General features: G+C 40.2%; 21 protein-coding genes and 1 riboswitch. All 21 genes read left to right on the top strand.

All coding sequences use genetic code 11. The features are described 5' to 3' along the window. The first annotated feature begins 221 nt into the window (after nucleotides 1-221). The 21 genes from DZB84_RS17955 (at nucleotide 222) to DZB84_RS17855 (ending at nucleotide 21,425) form a co-directional block, all read left to right on the top strand. Entirely contained in the window at nucleotides 222-1,256 is a 1,035-nt protein-coding gene (locus DZB84_RS17955; protein ID WP_116353711.1) for a TRAP transporter substrate-binding protein, read from the top strand. A 15-nt stretch (nucleotides 1,257-1,271) separates the two neighbouring features. Continuing rightward, the gene (locus DZB84_RS17950) at nucleotides 1,272-1,790 is read left to right on the top strand and encodes a TRAP transporter small permease (RefSeq protein ID WP_116353710.1); all 519 of its coding nucleotides are present in this window, start codon (nucleotides 1,272-1,274) and stop codon (nucleotides 1,788-1,790) included. A 45-nt stretch (nucleotides 1,791-1,835) separates the two neighbouring features. Further along, a complete protein-coding gene (locus DZB84_RS17945; protein WP_116353709.1) occupies nucleotides 1,836-3,110 on the top strand; it encodes a TRAP transporter large permease in 1,275 nt (424 codons plus the stop codon). Nucleotides 3,111-3,129: 19 nt separating this feature from the next. Further along, on the top strand, nucleotides 3,130-4,167 hold the full coding sequence (locus DZB84_RS17940) for a C-terminal binding protein (protein WP_116353708.1): 1,038 nt from the start codon (nucleotides 3,130-3,132) through the stop codon (nucleotides 4,165-4,167). Nucleotides 4,168-4,180: 13 nt separating this feature from the next. After that, the gene (locus DZB84_RS17935) at nucleotides 4,181-5,230 is read left to right on the top strand and encodes a TRAP transporter substrate-binding protein (RefSeq protein ID WP_116353707.1); all 1,050 of its coding nucleotides are present in this window, start codon (nucleotides 4,181-4,183) and stop codon (nucleotides 5,228-5,230) included. Between the two features lie 28 nt (nucleotides 5,231-5,258). Then, nucleotides 5,259-6,527 (top strand): nickel pincer cofactor-dependent isomerase, group 22, encoded by a 1,269-nt coding sequence (locus DZB84_RS17930; protein WP_116353706.1) that lies wholly within the window; start codon nucleotides 5,259-5,261, stop codon nucleotides 6,525-6,527. Nucleotides 6,528-6,611: 84 nt separating this feature from the next. Beyond that, nucleotides 6,612-7,760, top strand: a complete 1,149-nt coding sequence (gene dgoD, locus DZB84_RS17925; protein ID WP_116353808.1) for a galactonate dehydratase — start codon at nucleotides 6,612-6,614, stop codon at nucleotides 7,758-7,760. A gap of 16 nt (nucleotides 7,761-7,776) precedes the next feature. Next, complete coding sequence (locus DZB84_RS17920; RefSeq protein ID WP_223254496.1) at nucleotides 7,777-9,984, top strand: dihydroxy-acid dehydratase domain-containing protein; 2,208 nt, start codon at nucleotides 7,777-7,779, stop codon at nucleotides 9,982-9,984. A 26-nt stretch (nucleotides 9,985-10,010) separates the two neighbouring features. Next, complete coding sequence (locus DZB84_RS17915) at nucleotides 10,011-10,955, top strand: sugar kinase (RefSeq protein ID WP_116353704.1); 945 nt, start codon at nucleotides 10,011-10,013, stop codon at nucleotides 10,953-10,955. Between the two features lie 77 nt (nucleotides 10,956-11,032). Next, nucleotides 11,033-11,806: an IclR family transcriptional regulator gene (locus DZB84_RS17910; RefSeq protein WP_116353703.1), complete on the top strand. Its 774-nt coding sequence runs from the start codon at nucleotides 11,033-11,035 to the stop codon at nucleotides 11,804-11,806. 131 nt (nucleotides 11,807-11,937) lie between these two features. Further along, a complete protein-coding gene (locus DZB84_RS17905) occupies nucleotides 11,938-12,837 on the top strand; it encodes a fumarylacetoacetate hydrolase family protein (RefSeq protein ID WP_116353702.1) in 900 nt (299 codons plus the stop codon). A 70-nt stretch (nucleotides 12,838-12,907) separates the two neighbouring features. Next, the gene (locus DZB84_RS17900) at nucleotides 12,908-13,816 is read left to right on the top strand and encodes a dihydrodipicolinate synthase family protein (protein WP_116353701.1); all 909 of its coding nucleotides are present in this window, start codon (nucleotides 12,908-12,910) and stop codon (nucleotides 13,814-13,816) included. Nucleotides 13,817-14,175: 359 nt separating this feature from the next. Then, nucleotides 14,176-14,323, top strand: a riboswitch (cyclic di-AMP (ydaO/yuaA leader). A 117-nt stretch (nucleotides 14,324-14,440) separates the two neighbouring features. Then, nucleotides 14,441-15,715 carry a cation:dicarboxylate symporter family transporter gene (locus DZB84_RS17895; protein WP_116353700.1) on the top strand — a complete coding sequence of 425 codons (1,275 nt, stop codon included), beginning with the start codon at nucleotides 14,441-14,443 and terminating at the stop codon, nucleotides 15,713-15,715. Nucleotides 15,716-15,854: 139 nt separating this feature from the next. After that, nucleotides 15,855-16,097: a spore germination protein gene (locus tag DZB84_RS17890; RefSeq protein ID WP_116353699.1), complete on the top strand. Its 243-nt coding sequence runs from the start codon at nucleotides 15,855-15,857 to the stop codon at nucleotides 16,095-16,097. 63 nt (nucleotides 16,098-16,160) lie between these two features. Beyond that, nucleotides 16,161-16,403 carry a spore germination protein gene (locus tag DZB84_RS17885; protein ID WP_116353807.1) on the top strand — a complete coding sequence of 81 codons (243 nt, stop codon included), beginning with the start codon at nucleotides 16,161-16,163 and terminating at the stop codon, nucleotides 16,401-16,403. Nucleotides 16,404-16,426: 23 nt separating this feature from the next. Further along, nucleotides 16,427-16,936 carry an Hsp20/alpha crystallin family protein gene (locus DZB84_RS17880; RefSeq protein ID WP_116353698.1) on the top strand — a complete coding sequence of 170 codons (510 nt, stop codon included), beginning with the start codon at nucleotides 16,427-16,429 and terminating at the stop codon, nucleotides 16,934-16,936. 150 nt (nucleotides 16,937-17,086) lie between these two features. Next, nucleotides 17,087-17,560 carry an Hsp20/alpha crystallin family protein gene (locus DZB84_RS17875; RefSeq protein WP_116353697.1) on the top strand — a complete coding sequence of 158 codons (474 nt, stop codon included), beginning with the start codon at nucleotides 17,087-17,089 and terminating at the stop codon, nucleotides 17,558-17,560. Nucleotides 17,561-17,607: 47 nt separating this feature from the next. Further along, nucleotides 17,608-18,363, top strand: coding sequence for a hypothetical protein (locus tag DZB84_RS17870; RefSeq protein WP_142759850.1), 756 nt, complete (start codon nucleotides 17,608-17,610; stop codon nucleotides 18,361-18,363). Between the two features lie 117 nt (nucleotides 18,364-18,480). Next, a complete protein-coding gene (locus DZB84_RS17865; protein WP_116353695.1) occupies nucleotides 18,481-19,224 on the top strand; it encodes a DeoR/GlpR family DNA-binding transcription regulator in 744 nt (247 codons plus the stop codon). Nucleotides 19,225-19,656: 432 nt separating this feature from the next. Beyond that, nucleotides 19,657-20,598: a carbohydrate ABC transporter permease gene (locus DZB84_RS17860; protein WP_116353694.1), complete on the top strand. Its 942-nt coding sequence runs from the start codon at nucleotides 19,657-19,659 to the stop codon at nucleotides 20,596-20,598. Next, nucleotides 20,598-21,425 (top strand): carbohydrate ABC transporter permease, encoded by an 828-nt coding sequence (locus DZB84_RS17855; RefSeq protein ID WP_116353693.1) that lies wholly within the window; start codon nucleotides 20,598-20,600, stop codon nucleotides 21,423-21,425. Before DZB84_RS17860 ends, DZB84_RS17855 begins: the two co-directional genes overlap by 1 nt. Nucleotides 21,426-21,457 lie beyond the last annotated feature (32 nt).

Raw genomic sequence — 21,457 nt, 5'->3', positions numbered from 1 at the left:
GAAAATTTACATTATATTACGTTTAGGTTAGTTTTATATATCGGAATTAAGTTTTATAATGTAAAACAAAAAAGATTTCCTCTTTATTTTTTATCAATATCTCATAACTTAGTTTTATAATATAAAACAAATGTAAAGGAGGTGCTTATCCGAGCTCTTGGTTATTGAATATTTTGTTATCGCTTACATTTTATCCTCAATGAAAAAAAGGAGTTGGTAAGATGAATAAGAAATTTTCATTTTTAGGGATTTTAATCCTCATTACATCATTGTTCCTCACCGCTTGTGGAGGTACAGAAAAGTCCAATTCTGAACAAGGAACCGGCAATGAATCTCAAAAAACGATTAAAGTCGCACATTATTTTGCAGAAGATCATCCACAGAACATAGCCCTCAAAGAAAAATTCAAGAAGATTGTTGAAGAAGAATCAAAAGGAAGCTTAAAGGTTCAAATATTCCCGAACAGTACGCTTGGTGCTGAAAAGGAGTTCTATGACGGGGTACGAAACGGCACGATTGAAATGGGGATTCCTGGTTTAATCATGCAAGCGGACATTCCAAAAATGGCTGTCCCTGAATGGCCATTTCTTTTTAAAGACTTTGAACACGTGAAAGCAGTATTAAATGGTCCGATTGGCGAAGAATTAACAGCCGACCTTGAAAAAGAGCATGGTGTAAAACCATTGGCGTGGAGTGCAAATGGCTTCCGAATGTTTTCATCAAATACACCGATTAAGAGCTTGGAAGAGTTTGATGGCCTTCGCTTAAGGATGCCAAATATTCCAAACTACATTACTCTTGGGAAATTACTAGGAGCAAATGTTACACCACTACCTATTTCAGAAATATTTTCTGCATTAGAACAAAATGTTGTGGATGGCCAAGACAATCCGATTGCAACCCTTCGAGCATCAGGATGGTATGAAGTACAGAGCGACGTTCTGGAATCTAAGCATATGTTCAGCCCGAATGTCTATATCATTAATAGTCAATTCTGGAACAGTTTATCAAAGGAACAACAGCAAATTATTGAAAAAGCCTCAAAGACTGCCGCAGAATATGAATTCGAATTACTTGAAAAAAGCTATGAAGAAGACAAGAAATTTCTCGAAGAAAATGGAGTCAAGTTCACTACCCCATCTGAAGAATTCACACATGAAATGGAGAAGGCCGCCCAGCCTTTATACGATGAAATCTATCAAGAATATGAGTGGGCCAAAGATTTGGTTGAAAGGATCAAAGCTGAAGCCGACTAAAGGAGGGAATTATTCATGTTACAAAAACTCAGCAAAGTCTGTATAAAAATCCTCAATGGGAGTATTTCTTTATCCCTGGCTACGATGTCAATTCTCGTTTTTGGAAATGTTATTCTTCGTTACATTTTCAATTCAGGCATTACATGGTCGGAGGAAATGTCTAGATTTCTGTTTGTGTGGCTGGTGTTCCTTGGTGCGATTGCCTGCCTGAAGGATAATATGCATCTGGGTGTCGATGTTGTTGTCAATGCGCTGCCGATAAAATTAAAGAAAATAGCATTTGTTATTAGTAATTTATTAGTGTTATATGTTTTATGGCTATTACTTGTAGGCAGCTGGAAAATGACAGTGTTAAATATGAACAGCACCGCCCCAGCAACAGGTCTTCCGCTTTCATTTCTTTATGGAATAGGGGTTATTACCAGTATTGCAATGGCCTTGATTATTATCATAAGAATGATTCAGGCATTTACTTCAAAGTCCAATTCACAATTTAGCATCATTTCTACCACTGAGGAAGTTATAAAACCATAAAACTACTAAACGAATTGAAACATATTTCCGAAAGGAGGCAAATGTATGGTTGCTGTTTTTCTTGGCTCGTTGTTTGGGACACTTGCACTTGGGGTGCCTATCGCTTTTGCATTAATTCTTTGTGGCGTTGCAATTATGTTTGCTTTAAATATGATGGATGCACAAATTGTAGCGCAGAACCTCATCAATGGAGCAAATAACTTTTCACTTATGGCGATCCCGTTTTTTGTGCTAGCAGGGGAATTGATGAACGCGGGAGGTATTTCTAAGCGGATTGTCGAATTTGCCATGTCCTTGGTCGGCCATATTAGAGGAGGGCTTGGGTATGTAGCCATCATTGCAAGTATTTTGTTTGCCGGATTGTCCGGCTCAGCAGTAGCTGATACGGCTGCGCTTGGGGCCATTTTAATACCGATGATGATTGCTAGGGGTTACGATGTTAATCGCTCTACGGGATTAATTTGTGCTTCAGGAATTATTGCACCTGTTATTCCTCCTAGTATTCCAATGATTATTTTTGGGGTAACCGCAGGTGTTTCAATCACTCAATTATTTATGGGTGGAATTGTTCCGGGCATCATGATGGGTGCTGGACTCATTACCGCATGGACTTTTATTGCTCGAAAAGATAAAAGTGAACTTCCAAAACGACAAACATCAAAAGAGATTTTACAGTCTACTACAAAAGCAATTTGGGCTTTGTTTCTTCCTGTTATCATCATTGGCGGTTTAAGGGGAGGAATTTTTACACCTACAGAAGCGGCTGTGGTAGCTGCATTCTATGCCTTATTTGTCGGATTATTTGTTTACCGTGAATTGGAATTAAAAGAGTTGCATAATGTCCTTGTTGCGGCAGCAAAGACGACCGCAGTGGTTATGTTCGTTGCAGCAGCGGCAATGGTATCTGCTTGGATGATCACCGTTGCGGACGTCCCTGGACAAATGGCAGGGGCTCTTGGTGGGCTGATTGAACATCCTTTAATGTTGCTTTTATTAATTAATTTAATTTTATTGGCTATTGGGCTTGTCATGGATCTTACACCAGCTATCTTAATCTTCACACCGGTATTTCTGCCGCTAGTAAAGATGGCCGGAATTGATCCTGTGTATTTCGGAATTATTATGGTAATTAACTTGTGTATTGGCTTAATTACCCCTCCAGTCGGAACGGTCTTATATGTCGGATGCGGAATCAGTAAGATCAATATCATTGAATTGACAAAAGGGATTTGGCCGTTTGTTCTAGTTCATATTATTGTCCTTATTCTGTTGATACTATTTCCTTCTATTATTATGGTTCCGCTTGATTTCTTAACGTAATTTTATTGGAGGTGGAGTTTTGGATAAGTTCAAAGTAGTGGTAACAGACTGGGAGTTTGAAGATCTTCGATTTGAGGAGGCGGTGTTATACCAATCGCCGGAAATCGAGGTAATTGCAGCCCAATGTCGTACAGAAGATGACGTCATTCATGCTTGCCATGATGCAGACGGTATTATCAATCAGTATGCACCGCTAAGTAGACGAGTGATTGAATCGTTGACAAACTGTCAGGTGATCACACGATATGGTGTCGGAGTCAATACGATTGATTTGGAGGCGGCTACAGAGAAAGGGATATGTGTAGCGAACGTGCCTGATTACTGTATGGATGAAGTTTCAGATCATGCATTAGCCTTGATTTTGTCATGGGTACGGAAAGTGGTCGTAGCAAATCAACAAGTGAAAATCGGAAATTGGGACTTTAAGGTGACACGACCGATTCATCGACTGCGTAATCAAACACTGGGTCTTGTTGGTTTTGGCAGGATACCTCAATCACTTGCCGAGAAGGCAAAGCCACTTGGGCTTACCATCATCGCTTCGGATCCTTACTTTCCAGCAGATGAGGCAAAGAGAAAGGGTGTTACCCTCGTCTCTCTTGAAACGCTTGTAGAAGAGTCGGATATCATTTCTGTCCATGCTCCATTGACTCCGGATACAAAAGGGATGCTTGGAAAAGAACAATTTGCGAGGATGAAAAAGAAACCTTTGATTATTAATACTTCAAGGGGTCCTGTTATTGATGAAAGTGCTCTAGTTGAAGGGCTTGAGCGAGGACAGGTAGCGGGAGCAGCTTTAGATGTAGTTGAAGAAGAGCCGATTGATGCACATCACCCATTTCTTTCGATGGATCAAGTGATTTTAACACCACATGTTGCCTGGTATTCAGAAGAAGCAGAGGCGGAAATGAGGACAAAGGCAGCGGTGGGGGTTATGGATGTGCTGATTGAAAAAAAATACCCAAAGTACCTGGTTAACAAAGAAGTAAAGAATCATAAGAACTTGAGGGAACAAGTAGGTCAAGAGACCATTCCAAATAGTAAAGGAACGAGATAAGGGGGAAGTGTAAATGAAAAGTTGGCTAAAAAAATTGGGTGTAGGAATTATTATTCCAGGAATGCTACTGCTTAGTGCATGTGGTTCTGCATCCACCGGTAACAGTGATGGGGAAAATAAGGCAGACGGGATTCAGGAGAGAACGATCAAAGCAGGAATTGGGCTGAATGAAGACCATCCAGAAGGTCTAGGATTAAAAAAGTTTAGTGAAATTGTGGCGGAAAAGAGTGGTGGGAAGTTAACGGTAAAGCCATTTTACAGCGCGACACTAGGTGATGACCAAAAAATGACTGAGGCTCTTCAGGGAGGACTTCAGGAGATTACCATCCCTTCCACATCGCCGTTAGTAGGAATGATTAAGGAATTTGGAATATTTGATTTCCCATTCCTGTTCAATACGCCTGAAGAGGCTGATGCGGTCCTTGACGGTCCAGTTGGTCAAAAACTACTGGAAAAACTCCCAGAACACGGGCTTATTGGACTAGGCTACTGGGAAAATGGGTTCCGCCAGTTGACAAACAGTAAACATCCTGTTGAAAAGGCGGAAGATTTCCACGGGCTTAAGATCAGAACTATGCAAAATGAAGTCCATCTTGATGCATTTAAAGAGCTTGGGGCAAATCCAACACCAATGGCTTTTTCAGAAGTTTTCACCGCACTTGAGAGTAAAACAGTAGATGGTCAGGAAAATCCGCTTGCAACTATTAAGTCAAATAAATTTAATGAAGTTCAGGATTATTTAAGTTTGACTGGGCATGTATATACGCCATTTGTATTCTTGGTAAGTAAGAAATTCTGGGATGGTCTTTCTGAGGAAGAGCAAACGATTTTAAAAGATGCAGCTGTTGAAGCAGGCAAATATCAGCGCCAGATAAGTCGGGAAGAAGATGCCAAAGCGATTGAAGAACTAAAGGCTGCAGGAACAAATGTAAACGAAGTATCTGCGGAAGAAAAGCAAAAAATGAAAGAGGTTATTCAGCCTACTATTGATGACTACTCTAAAAAGTTTGGTCAGGACCTAGTAGACGAGATGATGAAGGAAATTGAAAAAGTACGCAAATAGGAAAGAGATTACCGGGAGATGAGAGAACATGGAAATCATAAAAGAACTCCTGCGTGACATAGAGATTCCACGAATGATAAAGATAAGGCAAAAATTTCATGCCCCAGAAGTTGAAAATGTTAAAGAGGCTGTTCATAAAGCGATTCATACGGCTGGGGTAATTCATAGAGTTGAAGCTAGAGACAGAGTAGCGATCGCTGTTGGTTCAAGGGGCGTCGCCAATTTGCCCGAATTGGTTAGGGAGACTGTGAATGCGGTGAAAAGTGTCGGAGGACATCCATTCATAGTGCCGGCGATGGGCAGCCATGGAGGGGCAACCGCCGCAGGTCAAGTGGATGTTCTCGAGCAGTTGGGGGTAACGGAAGATGCAATTGGTGCCCCCATTCTAGCTACCATGGAAGTTGTAGAAATTGGAAGACTACCAAACGGTCTTCCAATTTATATGGATCTTCATGCTTACAAAGCAGATAAAATCATTGTGATCAACAGGATTAAACCTCATACAGCTTTTCGGGGACCAGTAGAAAGTGGACTGATGAAAATGATTACGATTGGACTTGGCAAGCAAAAAGGAGCGGAGGCTGCGCATGCATTCAGCTTCAAATACATGGCCGAACATGTAGTAGAGATGGCGAAAATAGCTATTGACCGTACGCCGATTATTTTTGGTCTAGGGTCGTTAGAAAATGCCTATGATCGACCTGCTAAAATTGTTGCGATTCCGGCAGAGGATCTTATCCACCGTGAGCCGGAGCTTTTAATAGAAGCAAAATCGTTAATGCCAAGAATCATGTTTGATCCAATCGATGTTCTTGTCGTTGATGAACTAGGGAAGGACATTTCTGGAGACGGAATGGATCCAAATATAACTGGACGATATGCAACACCTTACGCTAGTGGCGGTCCTCAGGTAACCAGAATTGCAGTTTTGGGATTAACTGAGAAAACACATGGGAACGCCAATGGAATTGGCATGGCCGATGTGTCTACTCAAAAGGTGATGGATCAAACCATTTGGGAAAAAGGGTATGCAAACGCGTTAACTAGCACAGTCACACAGGTCGTCAAGCTGCCGATGATATTAGAAAATGAGGAATTGGCAGTAAAAGCAGCGATTAAAACATGTAATGCTTTTGATTTAAGTAAAGTAAGGATCGTCAGGATTAAAAATACATTGGATATCCAGGAGATATGGATATCAGAATCGATGTTGGAGGAAGCGAAAAGCTTAGATTCTATCGAAATAGTATCTGATCTAGCTCCCATGGGTTTTTCTAGTTCAAACGTTGGTATATAGGTAGTTTACTAGAAAAACAATTCCTTTTTTGGCTTAGGATTTTTGCCTTTCGTAACTTAAGTAGTTTATTTGGGAGGGATTTTTATAAAAATCACATCATTAACACTTTATAAAGTGCCTCCCCGTTGGCTATTCCTGAAGATTGAGACAGACGAAGGGATTTCAGGATGGGGAGAACCAATTGTTGAAGGGCGAGCAGATACAGTAAGAGCCTGTGTGCAAGAAGTCAGCGACTATCTTGTCGGAAAAGATCCATTAAGGATTGAGGATCACTGGCAGGTTCTTTACAGAGGAGGATTTTACAGAGGCGGTCCAATTTTGATGAGTGCAATTTCCGGAATTGAACAGGCACTTTGGGATATAAAAGGGAAGTATTATCACATTCCGGTGTACGAAATGCTAGGTGGAAAGGCCAGGGAAAAAATCAGGGTCTATTCCTGGATTGGTGGAGACCGGCCAACAGATGTGGCACATGCAGCCAAGGAAAAGGCGGATGCAGGTTTTACAGCAGTCAAAATGAATGCCACAGAAGAAATGGATTATATTGATACTCATTCAAAAGTAGAGGCGGCCGTTCAACGAATTGCTGCCGTAAGAGAAGCGGTGGGTAAAGAGTTTGGGATTGCCCTCGACTTTCACGGCAGGGTTCATAAGAGCATGGCAAAAATTCTCGTAAAGGAATTAGAACCTTTCCGCCCGATGTTTATCGAGGAACCCGTTTTACCAGAAAACAATGAGGCTTTAAGAGAAATTGCCAGGCATACTGTCTGCCCGATTGCTACAGGTGAACGGCAATATAGTCGTTGGGGCTTTAAGCAGCTTTTAATGGATGGGTATGTGGATATTATTCAGCCGGATCTTTCTCACGCCGGTGGAATCCTTGAATGCAAAAAGATTGCTGCTATGGCAGAGGCTTTTGACGTTTCGGTTGCCCCGCACTGTCCACTTGGACCGATTGCCCTAGCCTCCTCGTTCCAATTGGATGCTTGTACACCAAATGTGGTGATTCAAGAACAAAGCCTAGGTATTCATTACAATCAAGGCAGTGATTTGCTTGACTATTTAACAGATCCATCCGTCTTTAAATATACAAATGGGTTTGTCGAGATTCCCGAAGGTCCAGGATTGGGTATTGATGTGAATGAAGAGGCCGTTTTAGCTGCAGCTGAAAAGGGGCATGATTGGAAAAATCCAATTTGGAGAAACGAAGATGGCAGTGTAGCCGAATGGTAATAAGGAGGTAGGTTTGATGTCAGTGAAATTTCCCTATATAGAGAATACGGTAAATCCTTATCGTGATAATGTTCAAGGTAAAGCAAATGAACCAATCTGTGTCGCAGGATTGTTGGACCGTTCCAAACAAATCCTCCAAACGGAATTAAAAGGGTTCCAGCCCGATTGGTCGTTAGAAGAGATTTATGACAGGCTTCATCATAATGCGCCAAGAATTGCGATTATTGGAGGTTCGCAGGATCATCCTGCCCATATCATGGACTTTCAAACAATTGCTAGGGCTGCCATCCGGATTTGGCAGAACGGAGGAGTCCCTTTCCAATTTGCAACTCCGGTTATGTGTGATGGTACCGCTCAGAGTAACCAAGGCATGAGCTATTCTTTGCAAAGTCGGAATGCAGTTGCCCAAATGGTCGTGAACCAGCTGGAAGCCCATAGCTATCACGGGGCCTTTGTAATTCAAGGTTGCGATAAACAGCCTCTTGGTGTCGTAAGTGCATTGGCTCATTTAGACCGTGTTCGCAAATTCCGAAATGAAGCGCCGTTTTTTGCTACGTTTGCCCCTGCTCATGTTCTAAAAGGAGGAACAATCCCAAGTGCACTTTTTTCCGAACTTGAAGAAGTAGCTCTCCTCGCAGAAGCGAAAGGGGCAGAGGATATTGCCTTTGACCTGCGTGACGCTCTTTCGTACATTTTACAATGCTCCTCAAATACAGCGTTTCAAGGGGTACTTGAACGCGCTCGTGAGCGGGGTATTATAACGAAAAGTCAGCATGAGCTTTACGAAAAGAAATTGGCTGTTGCAACTTGTGATGGTCAGGGTGGTGTCTGTGCCTTTAACGGAACAGGAAACAGCTCTCGCCACCTGGTAGCGGGGATGGGGCTCGTACATCCGGCAGTTGAACAACTGACAGCTCCACCAACACAGGTTGAGGTCAATGAAGCAGTGGATTCACTTGCGGGTATGATAAATGATCCAGCATTTGGAACTTCTAGCATTATGGCAGCTAATATTAGAAATGCGATCAGAATTCACAGTGCATCAGGGGGATCCACCAATTTGATGATGCACATCGTTGCTGCGATGGTGTACGGCGGTTATAAATTTAATCTGTGGGATTATGACCAAATCCATCATGAGGTTCCTATTCCAGATTTATTTAACTATAGCCTGACTGAGGGCAGAGACATTTTTGCACTTGCGATGCAATGCTGTAGTGGTCAGATTAAAGGGATGGAAACACTTATCTATGAGTTGATTGAAAATGGCGTCCCAATGGATATAGATGCACCGACAGTAACCGGGACAACATGGAGAGAGCGACTCTCGAAAAAACAAGGTTTACCGGCAACTGGAGTAAAGGATAATCCTATTATTCTCTCAAAACCAAGAAGGTCATTCAGCGGGGTAGACGTGTTAACAGGGAACTTTTTTGAAAGTGCTGTGGTTAAGATAAGCGGAATGACGACAGCACAACTCGATAATTTTGATCACAAGGCGTCATTTGTTCTTTTCTATGATAATGAACATAGTGCCAATGAAGGATTGTTGGAAGAAAATTTATTAGAAAAATTAAAGCAGAATAGAAGTTTTAACTATTCAACGATGAAGGCGATGCTCAAACACAATGCACCGGATTTGTTTAAGAACGGTATGAATTTGGAGTATGAGGAGCTATTTGACTTTATGGTTGCCGAGGGTGCTTTAAAAATTTCAGTCATTGTGTCTGGGCAGGGACCGGAAGCATTCGGAATGCCAGAAATGTTTACTCCAATGCAGCATATTAACGCGAACCGAAAGCTGAAAAGATTGGCAACGTTAATCAGTGATGGCCGCTATTCCGGAGTAACTTACGGTGCTGCAATCGGGCACATGACTCCAGAAGCGAAGAATGGTGGAGGAATTCTATACTTAAAGACAGGGGATGTGCTTTATCTGCAGCTTCGAAACAAAAGAATCGACTATTTAGATGAAGGCGAATTCCAAAAGGGAAATCTTGTGTTTCAGTTTGAAACGGCTAAAGAGGCTAGGAAAGAGCTGGGAGAAACAAGACTAAAAACGATTCGTCAGCGCCAGCGTCTGGTAGCCGCAAGCAACCGGATGGCGGGACATACGGATGCGGCCAATGGTGTTGTTCCATTCGAGGTGGCAGAAGATGCTGTTTATGACTATAGGGAGGATTTGGCTGCTTACTCAACCAATCTTTCAGAAAAATCACATTAACAAATGGAAAAACAGGGGGCTATCGTATGGATGTCATCACATTTGGTGAAACAATGGTTTTGTTTACCCCAATTACACCTGGCCCCTTAAGGTTTACCAGCAATTTTCAAAAGACGATTGGGGGAGCAGAATCGAATGTCGCAATCGCCCTTTCAAGACTTGGTCATCAAGTGGGATGGACTGGAAGGCTAGGAAAGGATGAGTTTGGCATTTACATTCGCAACTTTATTAGAGGAGAAGGCGTTGATACTTCGGGTGTCATTTTTGACGAAAATAACCCTACCGCAGTATTTTTTAAGGAAATGCGGCCAATGCAGGAACCGAATATTTTATATTACCGGAAAGGTTCTGCTGCTAGTAGGATGGTTCCAGGAGATCTAAATGAAGAACAAATCAAAACAGCAACGTTCCTGCATGTAACCGGAATTACTCCTGCGTTAGGCCCTTCTTGCAGAGAAACCGTCATGCATGCCATTTCCTTAGCAAAAAAGAATGGAGTGAAGGTAGTCTTTGACCCGAATATTCGTCTGAAGCTTTGGAGCAAAGAAGAGGCGTACGGGATTTTGAACGACATTGCCGCCCAATCTGATATCGTCCTTCCGGGTCTGGAAGAAGGGATGATTTTAACGGGAAAGAAACAACCAACCGAAATCGCTTCCTCATTTTTGGAGAAAGGTGTAGAAACAGTTGTGGTAAAGCTGGGGGACAACGGTGCTTATTACGCAACGAAAACAGTTGAAGGATTTGTTCCTGGTTATACCGTAACCCAAATCGTTGATCCAATCGGTGCAGGCGATGGGTTCGCTGCTGGCTTCCTATCTGGGCTGTTAAGAGGATGGTCATTAGAAAAAGCGGTCCGTCTTGGAAACAGGGTAGGGGCCTTCGCCCTCACTACTGCAGGAGATGTGGAAGGGTACCCGTTTTGGTCTCAAATTCGTCAGGATGGAAGAGATACGGAAGTGCTTCGTTAACAGCAAGAATACATATTACTAATCTACTTATTATGGTAAAATGTATTCATATTTAGGACTTTAGAAGGGTGAGAATAATGCTTATCATTCAATCAGTAGATCGTGCCCTCCGTATCCTCGATTTATTCGATGAATACGAACAGGAAATGAAAATCACTGAAATTAGTGAGAAAATGCAACTCCATAAAAGTACAGTACACTCCTTATTGCAGACTTTGAGGCAAAGAGGATATATTGAGCAAAATCCTGAAAACGGTAAATACCGACTTGGAATGAAACTATTTGAACGTGGCAATGTTGTCATTCGAAGACTCGACCTTCGCACGGTTGCCAAGAAGTATTTAATTGAGTTGTCGGTAAAGTCGGGAAATACAGTCCATCTTGTTATTCGCGATGGCAAAGAAGGAATTTATATTGATAAGGTGGAAGGTCCTTCTGCGACAGTACTGTACTCAAGGATTGGAAGAAGAATACCGTTGCATAGCAGTGCGGTTGGAAAATCGCTTATTGCACATAAATCCAGTAAAGAGCTACAAGAAATCCTTAAAGACTATGAGTACGTTCAGCAGACTCCTAATACAATCACAGATGAAACACTGTTTTTGGCTGAACTTGAAAACGTAAGGGAAAAAGGCTTTTCAATGGATAAGGAAGAGAATGAACCAGGTATCACCTGCGTTGCAGTTCCGATTTGGGATCATACTGGAACAGTTGCAGCAGCGATGAGTATGTCTCAGCATTCAGCAGGTATCAACCAAGAAAAACTACAGCGGACGGTAGAGATGCTCAAAGAAGCTTCGATGAAAATATCTAGAGAATTGGGATACGAAATGTATTTACCGATCAAGTAACGTTAAGGATTTTTCTGGCGTAAGACATAAAAATCCTCGGTTGCTATTCATTATGTTGCACCATCTTGTGTAGTTAATTTTTGTTTAGATTACAAAACTAAGTTTTATATTATAAAACAGGAGGAATTTACATGAGAATCATTCGTTTTGTAAATAATCATTCAGCAGTTGTACTTGGAGCGTTAACTGATCAAGGAGATATTTATTCTTTGCCATATTCGGATTTTATGGAATTGGTGAATCAAGCGGAAGCTGCTGGAGTTACAGCTCTTAAATTGGTTGAAAACTCTATAGCAGGGACGGAACCTATTAGAGAGAGTCTAGACGAATTGGAATTGCTTGTTCCCATCGTTGCCCCAGAGGTATGGGCATCTGGAGTGACCTATGAGAAAAGTAGGGATGCAAGAAACTATGAAACTACAAATGGAAAAAACGACGACCAAACATGTTATGACAAAGTCTATGATGCTGAGCGGCCTGAGCTATTTTTAAAATCAACGGCTGCCAGAACCATTGGTCCGAATACTCCCGTTTACTTACGAAATGATTCCAACTGGCAAATTCCTGAGCCAGAGGTTGGGCTTGTCATCACAAAAGGTGGCCGGATTGTTGGCTATACAATCGGCAATGATATGAGTTGCAGGGACATCGAGGGAGAGAACCCCCTTTATTTACCACAAGCAAAGGTATGGAAACATTCATGTGCGATTGGACCAGCTATTCGCCTTGCGGAAACGGTAGAAGACCCATATAATTTTCAACTTACCTGCCGTATTTTCAGAGATGGCCAACTGGTCGTTGAGGGAACCGCCAATACAGCACAGTTAAAACGACGATTTGAAGAACTTGTCTCGTTCTTGATTCGAGACAATGAAATTTTTGAAGGTACGGTCCTGTTAACGGGCACCTCGATTGTACCGCCAAACGAATTTACTCTTAAAGAGAACGACCATATTGAAATTGAGATTTCCACGATTGGTGTATTAGCGAATCCTGTAAAAGTTCAGGTACCTAGTGAGAAAGTGATGTAACCGGATTCACGTTCTCCTCCATCAAGCGATGGGGGAGAGTTTTAAACTTTGCAAAAAGGGTGATGAATAAGTGGCACGAGAATCAGGTAAGTTTCATGGGATAATCTCTCCGGTTGTCACGTTATTTAATGAGGATGGAGACTTTAACTGGGAAGCAAACAAACAGTTAACAGATTTTCTCATTAATAAAGGGGTACACGGGATCTTATATATGGGAAGTACTGGAGAGTTTTCTTCTCTATCCATGGATATGCGGAAGCGATTCATTGCTGAAATGATTCCGTATGTGAATAACAGGGTACCTGTTCTTATTGGTACAGGGACTTCTTCTTTAGCGGATACAATTGACTTGTCCCGTCATGCCCAGGAATGCGGGGCAGATGGGGTACTTGTCGTAAATCCGTACTATTGGAAGTTTACAGAGGATCAACTTTTTGACTACTTTACTAATGTGTCTAAAGGTGTTGATATATCTGTCTTGATTTATAATATTCCGATGTTAACCGGCCAGAGTCTGTCACCACAGCTCATTGCAAGACTTGCTGAAAGCTGTGAGAATATTGTTGGTATGAAAGACACGATTGATAGCCTTGGGCATATTAGAAAGCTTATTTTTGAGACAAAAAAGAAGAGAGAGGATTTTGCTGTATTCGCAGCTTTCGATGATTTAGTCCTCCCAGCGCTACAAATAGGAGCAGCAGGGTCGATTAACGGTACCTCCGTGTTTGCCCCCGAACATTCTGTTAACCTATATAATTGTTTTCAATCTGGGAAATTACAAGAAGCGCTTACTCATCATCAAAAGATAAATTCCCTTATGTCCATTTATGATCTTAGCAATCCACTCTTCCTGGCAATTAAAGAAACGGTAAACCAAAAAATCCTAGGTTACAAAACAGCGAATCTTCCACCTGCCTTTGCAGAGGAAACGATATTAAACCAAAAGGTAGAAACATTTATATCTTCACATCTAAAATAAGCCTGTAGGACCGGTTTGACAGGAGATATTAAATAAGAAGCGTTCCGCCAATGGGGAGTAGTCTTTATCTTTTATAGAGACTGCTCCCTTTTTAGTTTTGTAAAAATAATTATTTAAGAATAACGTGTTTGCTCGCATGATGAAACTGAAAAAATGGTATAAAAGTTTAATGAAGGATGGAATCTACACCTTGCTGGAAATAATCAATAGTTTACTAATATAGTATTTTAATGATAAAATTCTATTAGTTCATATGTGCTTAATCTTATTTTAGGCTGTTTTCGTAAACTTTGTTGTTTTTATCGTTGAATTACGCTTCACTAACTAGGTTTGCACTTTATATCTGAAAGCAACAATCTTTTAGAATAGAGCCTATTTTTAAGAGCGGGGGACCCAATGATTTACACGGATATTTCCGTTATAGGTGAATTCTTATAAAGAAGGGGCTCAGTGTTTCCGATAGTCCTAACCTGAAAGCTAACCTCGTAAGCAATTTAGTGGAAACGAGAACGATAGCATCATAAGTCGGCAATAGCCGTTATTTGGGTAAATTATCGTATTCATTTGTTTCCCTTGCCTAAGCAATACAGCTATATAAAAAACATCAAGAAGGTGAGGTAATTTATGAAAAAGTTTAAATTAAGTTTAGCCACTCAAATTTTTATCGGTCTTGTATTAGGGATTATCGTCGGTGGGATTTTCTATGGAAGTCCAACAGCACAGAGTGTGTTACAGCCGTTCGGTGATCTTTTTATCCGTTTAATTAAAATGATTGTAGTGCCAATTGTCCTTTCGAGTATCATCGTTGCGATTGCAGGTGTCGGTGATTTAAAATCAGTTGGGAAGTTAGGTGCTAAATCACTTACTTATTTTATAGGTATGACATTAGTTGCGATTGCGGTCGGCCTGATTGCTGCCAATGTTTTTCAGCCCGGTGCTGGTCTAAATATGGACAAGCTAGAGCAAAGTGACATTTCTGGTTATGTCCACACTTCAGAGGAACAAGAAGGAAAATCGATTACCGATACGCTACTTCACATTGTTCCGACTAATCCAATTCAAGCGATGGTTGAAGGCGATATGCTCGCGATTATCTTCTTTGCAGTCGTTTTTGGACTAGGGATTGCTGCAATTGGTGAAAAAGGAAAACCAGTATTACGTTTCTTTGAAGGTATGGCAAATGCCATGTTTTATGTGACGAACTTATTTATGAAGTATGCCCCAATTGGTGTTTTTGCATTAATCGGTGTAACAATTTCGAAATACGGTTTTTCATCCCTTATTCCATTAGGTAAGCTTGCCCTTACTGTATATGGAACGATGATTTTCTTTGTGATTGTTGTTTTAGGCTTACTTGCTAAATTCGTTGGATTCAGTATTTTTAAATTACTGAAGTTGATCAAGGAAGAGCTTATCCTGGCCTTTTCAACAGCAAGCTCGGAAACCGTCCTTCCGAAAATTATGGACAAGATGGAGAAAGCAGGAAGTCCAAAGCATATTGCGACTTTCGTTATTCCAACAGGTTATTCCTTTAATTTGGATGGATCTGTTTTATATCAAGCTATAGCTTCTTTATTTATTGCTCAAATGTACGGAATTGACTTAAGCATTGGTCATCAAATTACCCTCATGTTGGTGTTAATGGTAACATCTAAGGGAATGGCAGGAGTACCAGGTGTTTCCTTTGTAGTGCTATTAGCTACATTTAGTACAATTGGTTTACCTGCTGAAGGTTTAGCATTTATTGCGGGTATTGACCGTATTCTAGATATGGGACGAACTGCGGTTAACGTGGTAGGTAATTCATTAGCAGCCCTTGTTGTGGCGAAATGGGAAGGGAAATTTAACCCTCCTGCTGAAGTTGAAACTTTAAGAGAAGCTGAAGCTTCAGCTTCATAAAAATAAAACTGGTAAGCACATTTCTATTGAATGGAAATGTGCTTATTTTTTTGTGTAATTGTTACAAGTTCAAATTAGGGATAACAGCCTGCATGCCTATTGCATAAGATAAAAGAACATGAAGGGGGAGGTAATCAATATGCCAACTCATATCAATATTTATAGCATGAAAGTAAATAGCATTTCGAATAACGGTTCAGTGAATATTGGTGAATCCTTTCATAATGCTCACACAGCAAACTCTAAGTCCCAAGGGGAAAATTCATCCTATGGAGATCTTTCACCAACTTCTGCAGGGATGGAGAACGTGTTTATTGATCCAGATTTAAATGATCAAGGCGATATCGGAAACCCAGCAGTTGTGAATGCCACTCAGGATTGATTGCTTTTTAATACCAAGGCGATTTTGATAAAGGATAATGACAAAGAGAAAGGACTAAATAAGATGCCCTATATGATTAATATTTTTAATATAAAGACGAACAACATGAGTCAAAACGCGAATTTTGATATTGGTGGAACGGTTCATAACAGCCACACCGCCAATTCAAAAAATGTAGGTTTAAGCTTTTCTTTAGGTGATATTTCACCAAATTCATCTTGGATTGCAGAAGGTTATTTAGATACAGATGTTACAGATCAAGACCAAATCTTTAATCCATCTTTCCCTGTTTCGAATCAATTTTAGTTTGAGTATAAGGAGGTTATCAAATGTTCCCCTTTAAATCCCTCTTTCCATTTAATGATATCATGCAGCAGTTGATGAAACAGTCAACAGAGTCTTCGAGCATTGAAAAATTTGTTCAAGAGTCGATTTCAAAATCAATGTCCACTTCCCTGGATTATTTTCAAAATAATGCTTCTGTTTTAAATCGTGCATTTCATGAGAACCAGGTAAGTGAAGATGGAGAAATTACTATACCCGACCAAGCGAATTCAAGTGAACTAACTCCTTCGATATTTGATTCTCTTGATCACGTGTATGTAAAGTTTAGAATAAAGGATTCATCAAAATTATCGAACTTAAAAATTTTTCATACATCCAACCAAATCATCATTGAGGGGTACCCGAATGAAGAAAGTTATCATGTGTTCGCCCTGCCTGAGATTGTCAAGAAAAAAGGAGCTATTACCACCTTTAAAGATGAATATCTTCAAATCAAACTACCTAAGGCAACCGATATGCAATATACACAAATAGACGTCCCTCCCATTGAATGAGCGGATGGGCGTCTTGTTCCTTAGATAATAGGTAAATCAGGGATGCTGTAACGAATTCACAGGAATGAAACGCTAATCGAACAATATGATTAGTAATAGAAGGCAATAATATTTAGCTTGTCAAATGAATTACGAGGGGAGGGAAGCATCGTGGATTTTGAAAAGCTCAAGCAGTGGATGGAGGTTGCCCAGAAATATCAAGCGGGTGATTTTTGGAACCAGGTATTTGATAAGGAATCTGCAAGGAAATTTATGCAGGATATGAAGTCGGAACAAAATCAACACCAAGCAAGTCGTTCGGCAGAATCAATGGAATATCCTCCAATAGATATCTTCATGCTAGACTCTCAAATTGTCATCTTAATCGAAATCCCTGGTATTGATAAAAGAGACATCCAGTTAAAAGTCATTGGATCAAAACTAACCATAAAAGGAATATCAAGATTGCCATTTAAACCAGAAACAGCCTTGAAAAACGAGCGAGTATATGGCGAATTCGAGCGCACGATTGAGCTTCCAGAACCAACAGATGGCAATCCAATAAGAGCCAGATTTAACCATGGACTCCTCGTGATCACCTATCACAAAAAGGTAGAGCCAGAGGAGTTTGTCATAATCGAATAGACAATTATTGATTGTTGAATAAATGGTAGAGGGTGGTGATGATAAAGTTGTCTTTTAAAAGAAATTCTCATAATGATAATGATCGAGACGCTTTAGAAAAGAGGATTGCAAAGCTTGAAGTGGAGTTTAAGAGAATCAATACGCTTGAAGTGACAATGAAGCGATTCTTGAAAATGGAAAGCAACTTTCTTGCCATTTCCACCATGAATGCGTTAGAGAACTCTGCAACAAAGGGGAAAAAGGAAAAGCAGTTTCAGAGCATACCTGATGATTTTGAAGCGAAAATCATTGCCACTGTGGAAAAAAGAATGACCGCTCAGTGGTTTTACGAAATGGACAAACTAAAGGAACAGTTACATACCCTTAGCAATGACATGACTAGCCTAAAAGAACGAATCAAACAATGTGAATCTGAAAATAAACAGATCCTTAAGGAATTTCATGAAATCAAGAAAGCATTAGGTGGTCAATCGAAATCAAACGATCTCCCTATTGTTTATCAGGATATAAAGGTTGAACGAATGCTAATTGATAAATATGAACTGAATAATAATATCGCTCACCTTGGGGTAAGGGATTTAAGTGGGAGCTTAAATGTTGGCGCTACATATGGAACGGGAATCATCCCCTCAGAATTAGCGGAGGACTTTTTATCGACCATGAATGATTTTAAAAAAGGAAAGAACGACGAACAGAAGAGTGATGAGCCAACGGAACAGGCCAATACAAATGAGGAAGAAAATGGTGGAATAAAAGTCGAAATGAACGAGGAGGGGACTGAGATTTTTATAGAAGAAGATTAGTCATTTTCCTGACGTTCCAATCTTAGAGTCCGTGAAGGGGAATGTAGGAGAATGCACCGTTGAAAACATTGATTAACGAAATTATCGAAGGCATAACCGAGGCACGGGCAAACGGGGATGCGGGATTCTGTCACCGAAAGCATCCAAGTTCGCCCACGCTTCGCTAAAGATTTAAGCCATAAATTAAATGTTTCAGAGGACACTGTTAGACGAGATTTAAGAGAGATGGATGCTAAAGGATTAATCCTACGCGTTCATGGGGGGGCTTTCCCTGTTAATTCAATGTCTCTTTTATTTTCCGATAGACAAGAAGAATCACTAGAACAAAAAAGGTTATTAGCCAGAACAGGTAAGGAATTAATAAAACAAGGAAAAGTCATACTAATAGATGGAAGTACAACGAACCTTCAGTTGGCGAAAGAAATCCCCTTAGACCTGCATGCTACCATCATCACAAATAGTCCTGTAATCTGTGTTGAATTGTCAAATCATCCAAACTTAGACATCATGATGCTGGGTGGGAAATTTTTAAAGGATTCACTTGTAAACATTGGAACAACAGTGATAGACACTTTAGTGGACATAAAAGCAGATTTATGTTTTTTAGGCACCTATTCGCTTCATCCAGAATTCGGCATTAGTGTACCAAACTTTGAAGAATCACTGGTTAAAAAACAAATGATAAGGAGTTCAAGGAAGGTTGCTATACTCTTAACCACAAATAAACTAAATACAATTTCTAATTACTCCGTTGGTTCTCTTTCAGATTTGGATTATTTAATAGTAGAAGATGGAGTTCCTCAATCTACAATAAACCAATATGAACAGTGGGACATCGAGATTATCCATGTAGCTATTTAATAAACCGACTTAGATTTATCATTGACTAATTTGACTAAATAAAAAACATTTTTCCGCTTTGGAATAATGTTTTTTTTTACTTTTTTATACTGATTAATAAGCATTTTCTGCTATACGAGTCTGACCAGCATGTAATTTTTTATTACAAATCTTGCTATTGGCTGAGCAATTAATAACTCAATCCAGAATGCAATTCCGATCTTATTTTTCTAACCTGTCACGTTGCATCGCACCCCTTTTTCGGCTTAGGAAATCCCCGAACCATTTCTAGTTTTACCCTCAACCGATTCACTTTCACGGAATAGAAAATAGTCCAAAAGACATAACGAGGTCAATTTAGTACCCCCTATCCGTCAATATTGTTTCCTGTATTCTGATTTTCGACCAGCTATAATAAAAGAAAACGGTTTCATAAATAAGGGGGTGGTGTAAATGGAGGCGAAGACAGCAGTAAATGAAGGTAAACTGAGCCGAAAACCAGAACTTAGACCAAAACGAAAAATTAAATGGAAAAACGTGTTAACCTATGCTGCTTTTGTTGGACCTGCATTACTGTTTTTTGTGGTGATTCAAATTATCCCGTTTTTGATGGGGATCTATTATTCATTTACATCCTGGAATGGGATTAGCGCAGCGGTGGAATGGGTTGGATTTGAAAACTATAAAAAGATTTTTACCAACGATTCCAAGTTTTTCAATTCCTTCTGGTTTACAACAAGGTTTATGTTTGCAGCTGTTATCATCAGTAATTTGTTAGGATTCGGATTGGCGTTATTGCTAAATGGAGCCTTAAAGACAAGAAATATTCTACGAACCGTCTTTTTTATGCCGAATGTCATTGGTGGTCTCTTGCTCGGGTTTATCTGGCAGTTCATCTTTGTGAAGGGGTTCGCATCGGTAGGGAAATATACTGATATTGGTATTTTTAAGCTCGCATGGTTAGGTGATGAGGCTACTGCCTTTTGGGGAATCGTGATTGTATTCGCTTGGCAAACGGCAGGGTATATGATGGTGATTTATATCGCTGCTTTGCAGGGAGTGGATCAATCCTTAGTAGAGGCTGCTAGAATTGATGGGGCTTCGAATTGGAATGTCTTAACAAAAATTATGGTGCCGTTAATTCTGCCTGCGTTTACGATTTGTTTCTTTTTGACGATATCGATGGCTTTTAAGATTTTCGATATTAATATCTCGTTGACGAACGGGGGACCGTTTAACTCAACAGAATCTGTCGCCATTAATATATATCGGGAAGCCTTTCAGTATAACAACTTCGGTCTAGGTACTGCTAAAGCGGTCTTATTCTTTGTGATTGTAGCGGTCTTTACGACTGTTCAAGTCGTGATGACGAAGAAAAAGGAGGTTGAGGCATAATGAACCAAAGGTACACAAAGAAGACCTTTCTTCTAGAGATTGTTGGAATTGTGCTAGGGCTCATTTTTCTCATCCCTTTTTACTTTGTCTTCATTAATTCAATGAAAGCTTTTTCTGAGATTTTAATAGATGCGGCTGCCTGGCCAAAGGAATTTCTATTTGCGAATTTTGTGAAGGTATGGGATATCATTCATTTTCCACGAGCGTTTTGGAATTCATTGATTATTACGGTAGCTAGTAATATTGGAATTGTTGTGATTAGTTCGATGGCCGCATGGAAGTTGGTCAGAACGGGTGGAAAGCTTAGTAATTTCTTGTTTATCTTTTTTGTAGCAGCAATGGTGATTCCCTTCCAGTCAGTTATGATTCCGTTGATGAAGCTTGGCGGGATGTTGGGAATCGTCAATAGCATTCCAGGTTTGGTGATCATGTATTTTGGGTTTGGTGTTCCATTGTCCTTATTCCTTTTTCACGGATTTGTGAAGACGGTGCCAATTGAAATTGAGGAATCTGCACGAATAGATGGCTGTTCGCAGTTTGGTGTGTTTTGGAGAATTGTATTTCCGTTATTAAAACCCATTACCGTGACGGTCATTATTCTAAATACCTTATGGATTTGGAATGATTACTTATTGCCTTTGCTTGTTTTAACAGATGCAGAGCTGCGGACGATTCCTTTAGCGACAAGCTCATTCTTTGCTCAGTATACAAAACAATGGGATATGGGATTAGCAGCGCTTGTTCTTGGGATCACACCCATCATCATCTTCTTCCTGTTTTTACAAAGACATATTATCAAGGGAATTGCTTCAGGATCGATTAAATAGTGGTTATACGTTTTTGTATAATATAAAAATTC

Origin of the sequence: Bacillus sp. HNG, from assembly GCF_003400205.1 — a bacterium.
Classification (GTDB): domain Bacteria; phylum Bacillota; class Bacilli; order Bacillales; family Bacillaceae_L; genus Ferdinandcohnia.
Note: the sequence above shows the minus strand (reverse complement) of the source record. Positions and strands in the feature narration are given on the sequence as shown.

Coding starts and splice junctions, on each gene's coding strand:
- DZB84_RS17880 (WP_116353698.1), top strand. CDS start 16,427: ATGTTCCCCTTTAAATCCCTCTTTCCATTTAATGATATCATGCAGCAG.
- DZB84_RS17895 (WP_116353700.1), top strand. CDS start 14,441: ATGAAAAAGTTTAAATTAAGTTTAGCCACTCAAATTTTTATCGGTCTT.
- DZB84_RS17950 (WP_116353710.1), top strand. CDS start 1,272: ATGTTACAAAAACTCAGCAAAGTCTGTATAAAAATCCTCAATGGGAGT.
- DZB84_RS17865 (WP_116353695.1), top strand. CDS start 18,481: ATGCGGGATTCTGTCACCGAAAGCATCCAAGTTCGCCCACGCTTCGCT.
- DZB84_RS17860 (WP_116353694.1), top strand. CDS start 19,657: ATGGAGGCGAAGACAGCAGTAAATGAAGGTAAACTGAGCCGAAAACCA.
- DZB84_RS17905 (WP_116353702.1), top strand. CDS start 11,938: ATGAGAATCATTCGTTTTGTAAATAATCATTCAGCAGTTGTACTTGGA.
- DZB84_RS17955 (WP_116353711.1), top strand. CDS start 222: ATGAATAAGAAATTTTCATTTTTAGGGATTTTAATCCTCATTACATCA.
- DZB84_RS17935 (WP_116353707.1), top strand. CDS start 4,181: ATGAAAAGTTGGCTAAAAAAATTGGGTGTAGGAATTATTATTCCAGGA.
- DZB84_RS17855 (WP_116353693.1), top strand. CDS start 20,598: ATGAACCAAAGGTACACAAAGAAGACCTTTCTTCTAGAGATTGTTGGA.
- DZB84_RS17915 (WP_116353704.1), top strand. CDS start 10,011: ATGGATGTCATCACATTTGGTGAAACAATGGTTTTGTTTACCCCAATT.
- DZB84_RS17945 (WP_116353709.1), top strand. CDS start 1,836: ATGGTTGCTGTTTTTCTTGGCTCGTTGTTTGGGACACTTGCACTTGGG.
- DZB84_RS17920 (WP_223254496.1), top strand. CDS start 7,777: ATGTCAGTGAAATTTCCCTATATAGAGAATACGGTAAATCCTTATCGT.
- DZB84_RS17930 (WP_116353706.1), top strand. CDS start 5,259: ATGGAAATCATAAAAGAACTCCTGCGTGACATAGAGATTCCACGAATG.
- DZB84_RS17885 (WP_116353807.1), top strand. CDS start 16,161: ATGCCCTATATGATTAATATTTTTAATATAAAGACGAACAACATGAGT.
- DZB84_RS17910 (WP_116353703.1), top strand. CDS start 11,033: ATGCTTATCATTCAATCAGTAGATCGTGCCCTCCGTATCCTCGATTTA.
- DZB84_RS17890 (WP_116353699.1), top strand. CDS start 15,855: ATGCCAACTCATATCAATATTTATAGCATGAAAGTAAATAGCATTTCG.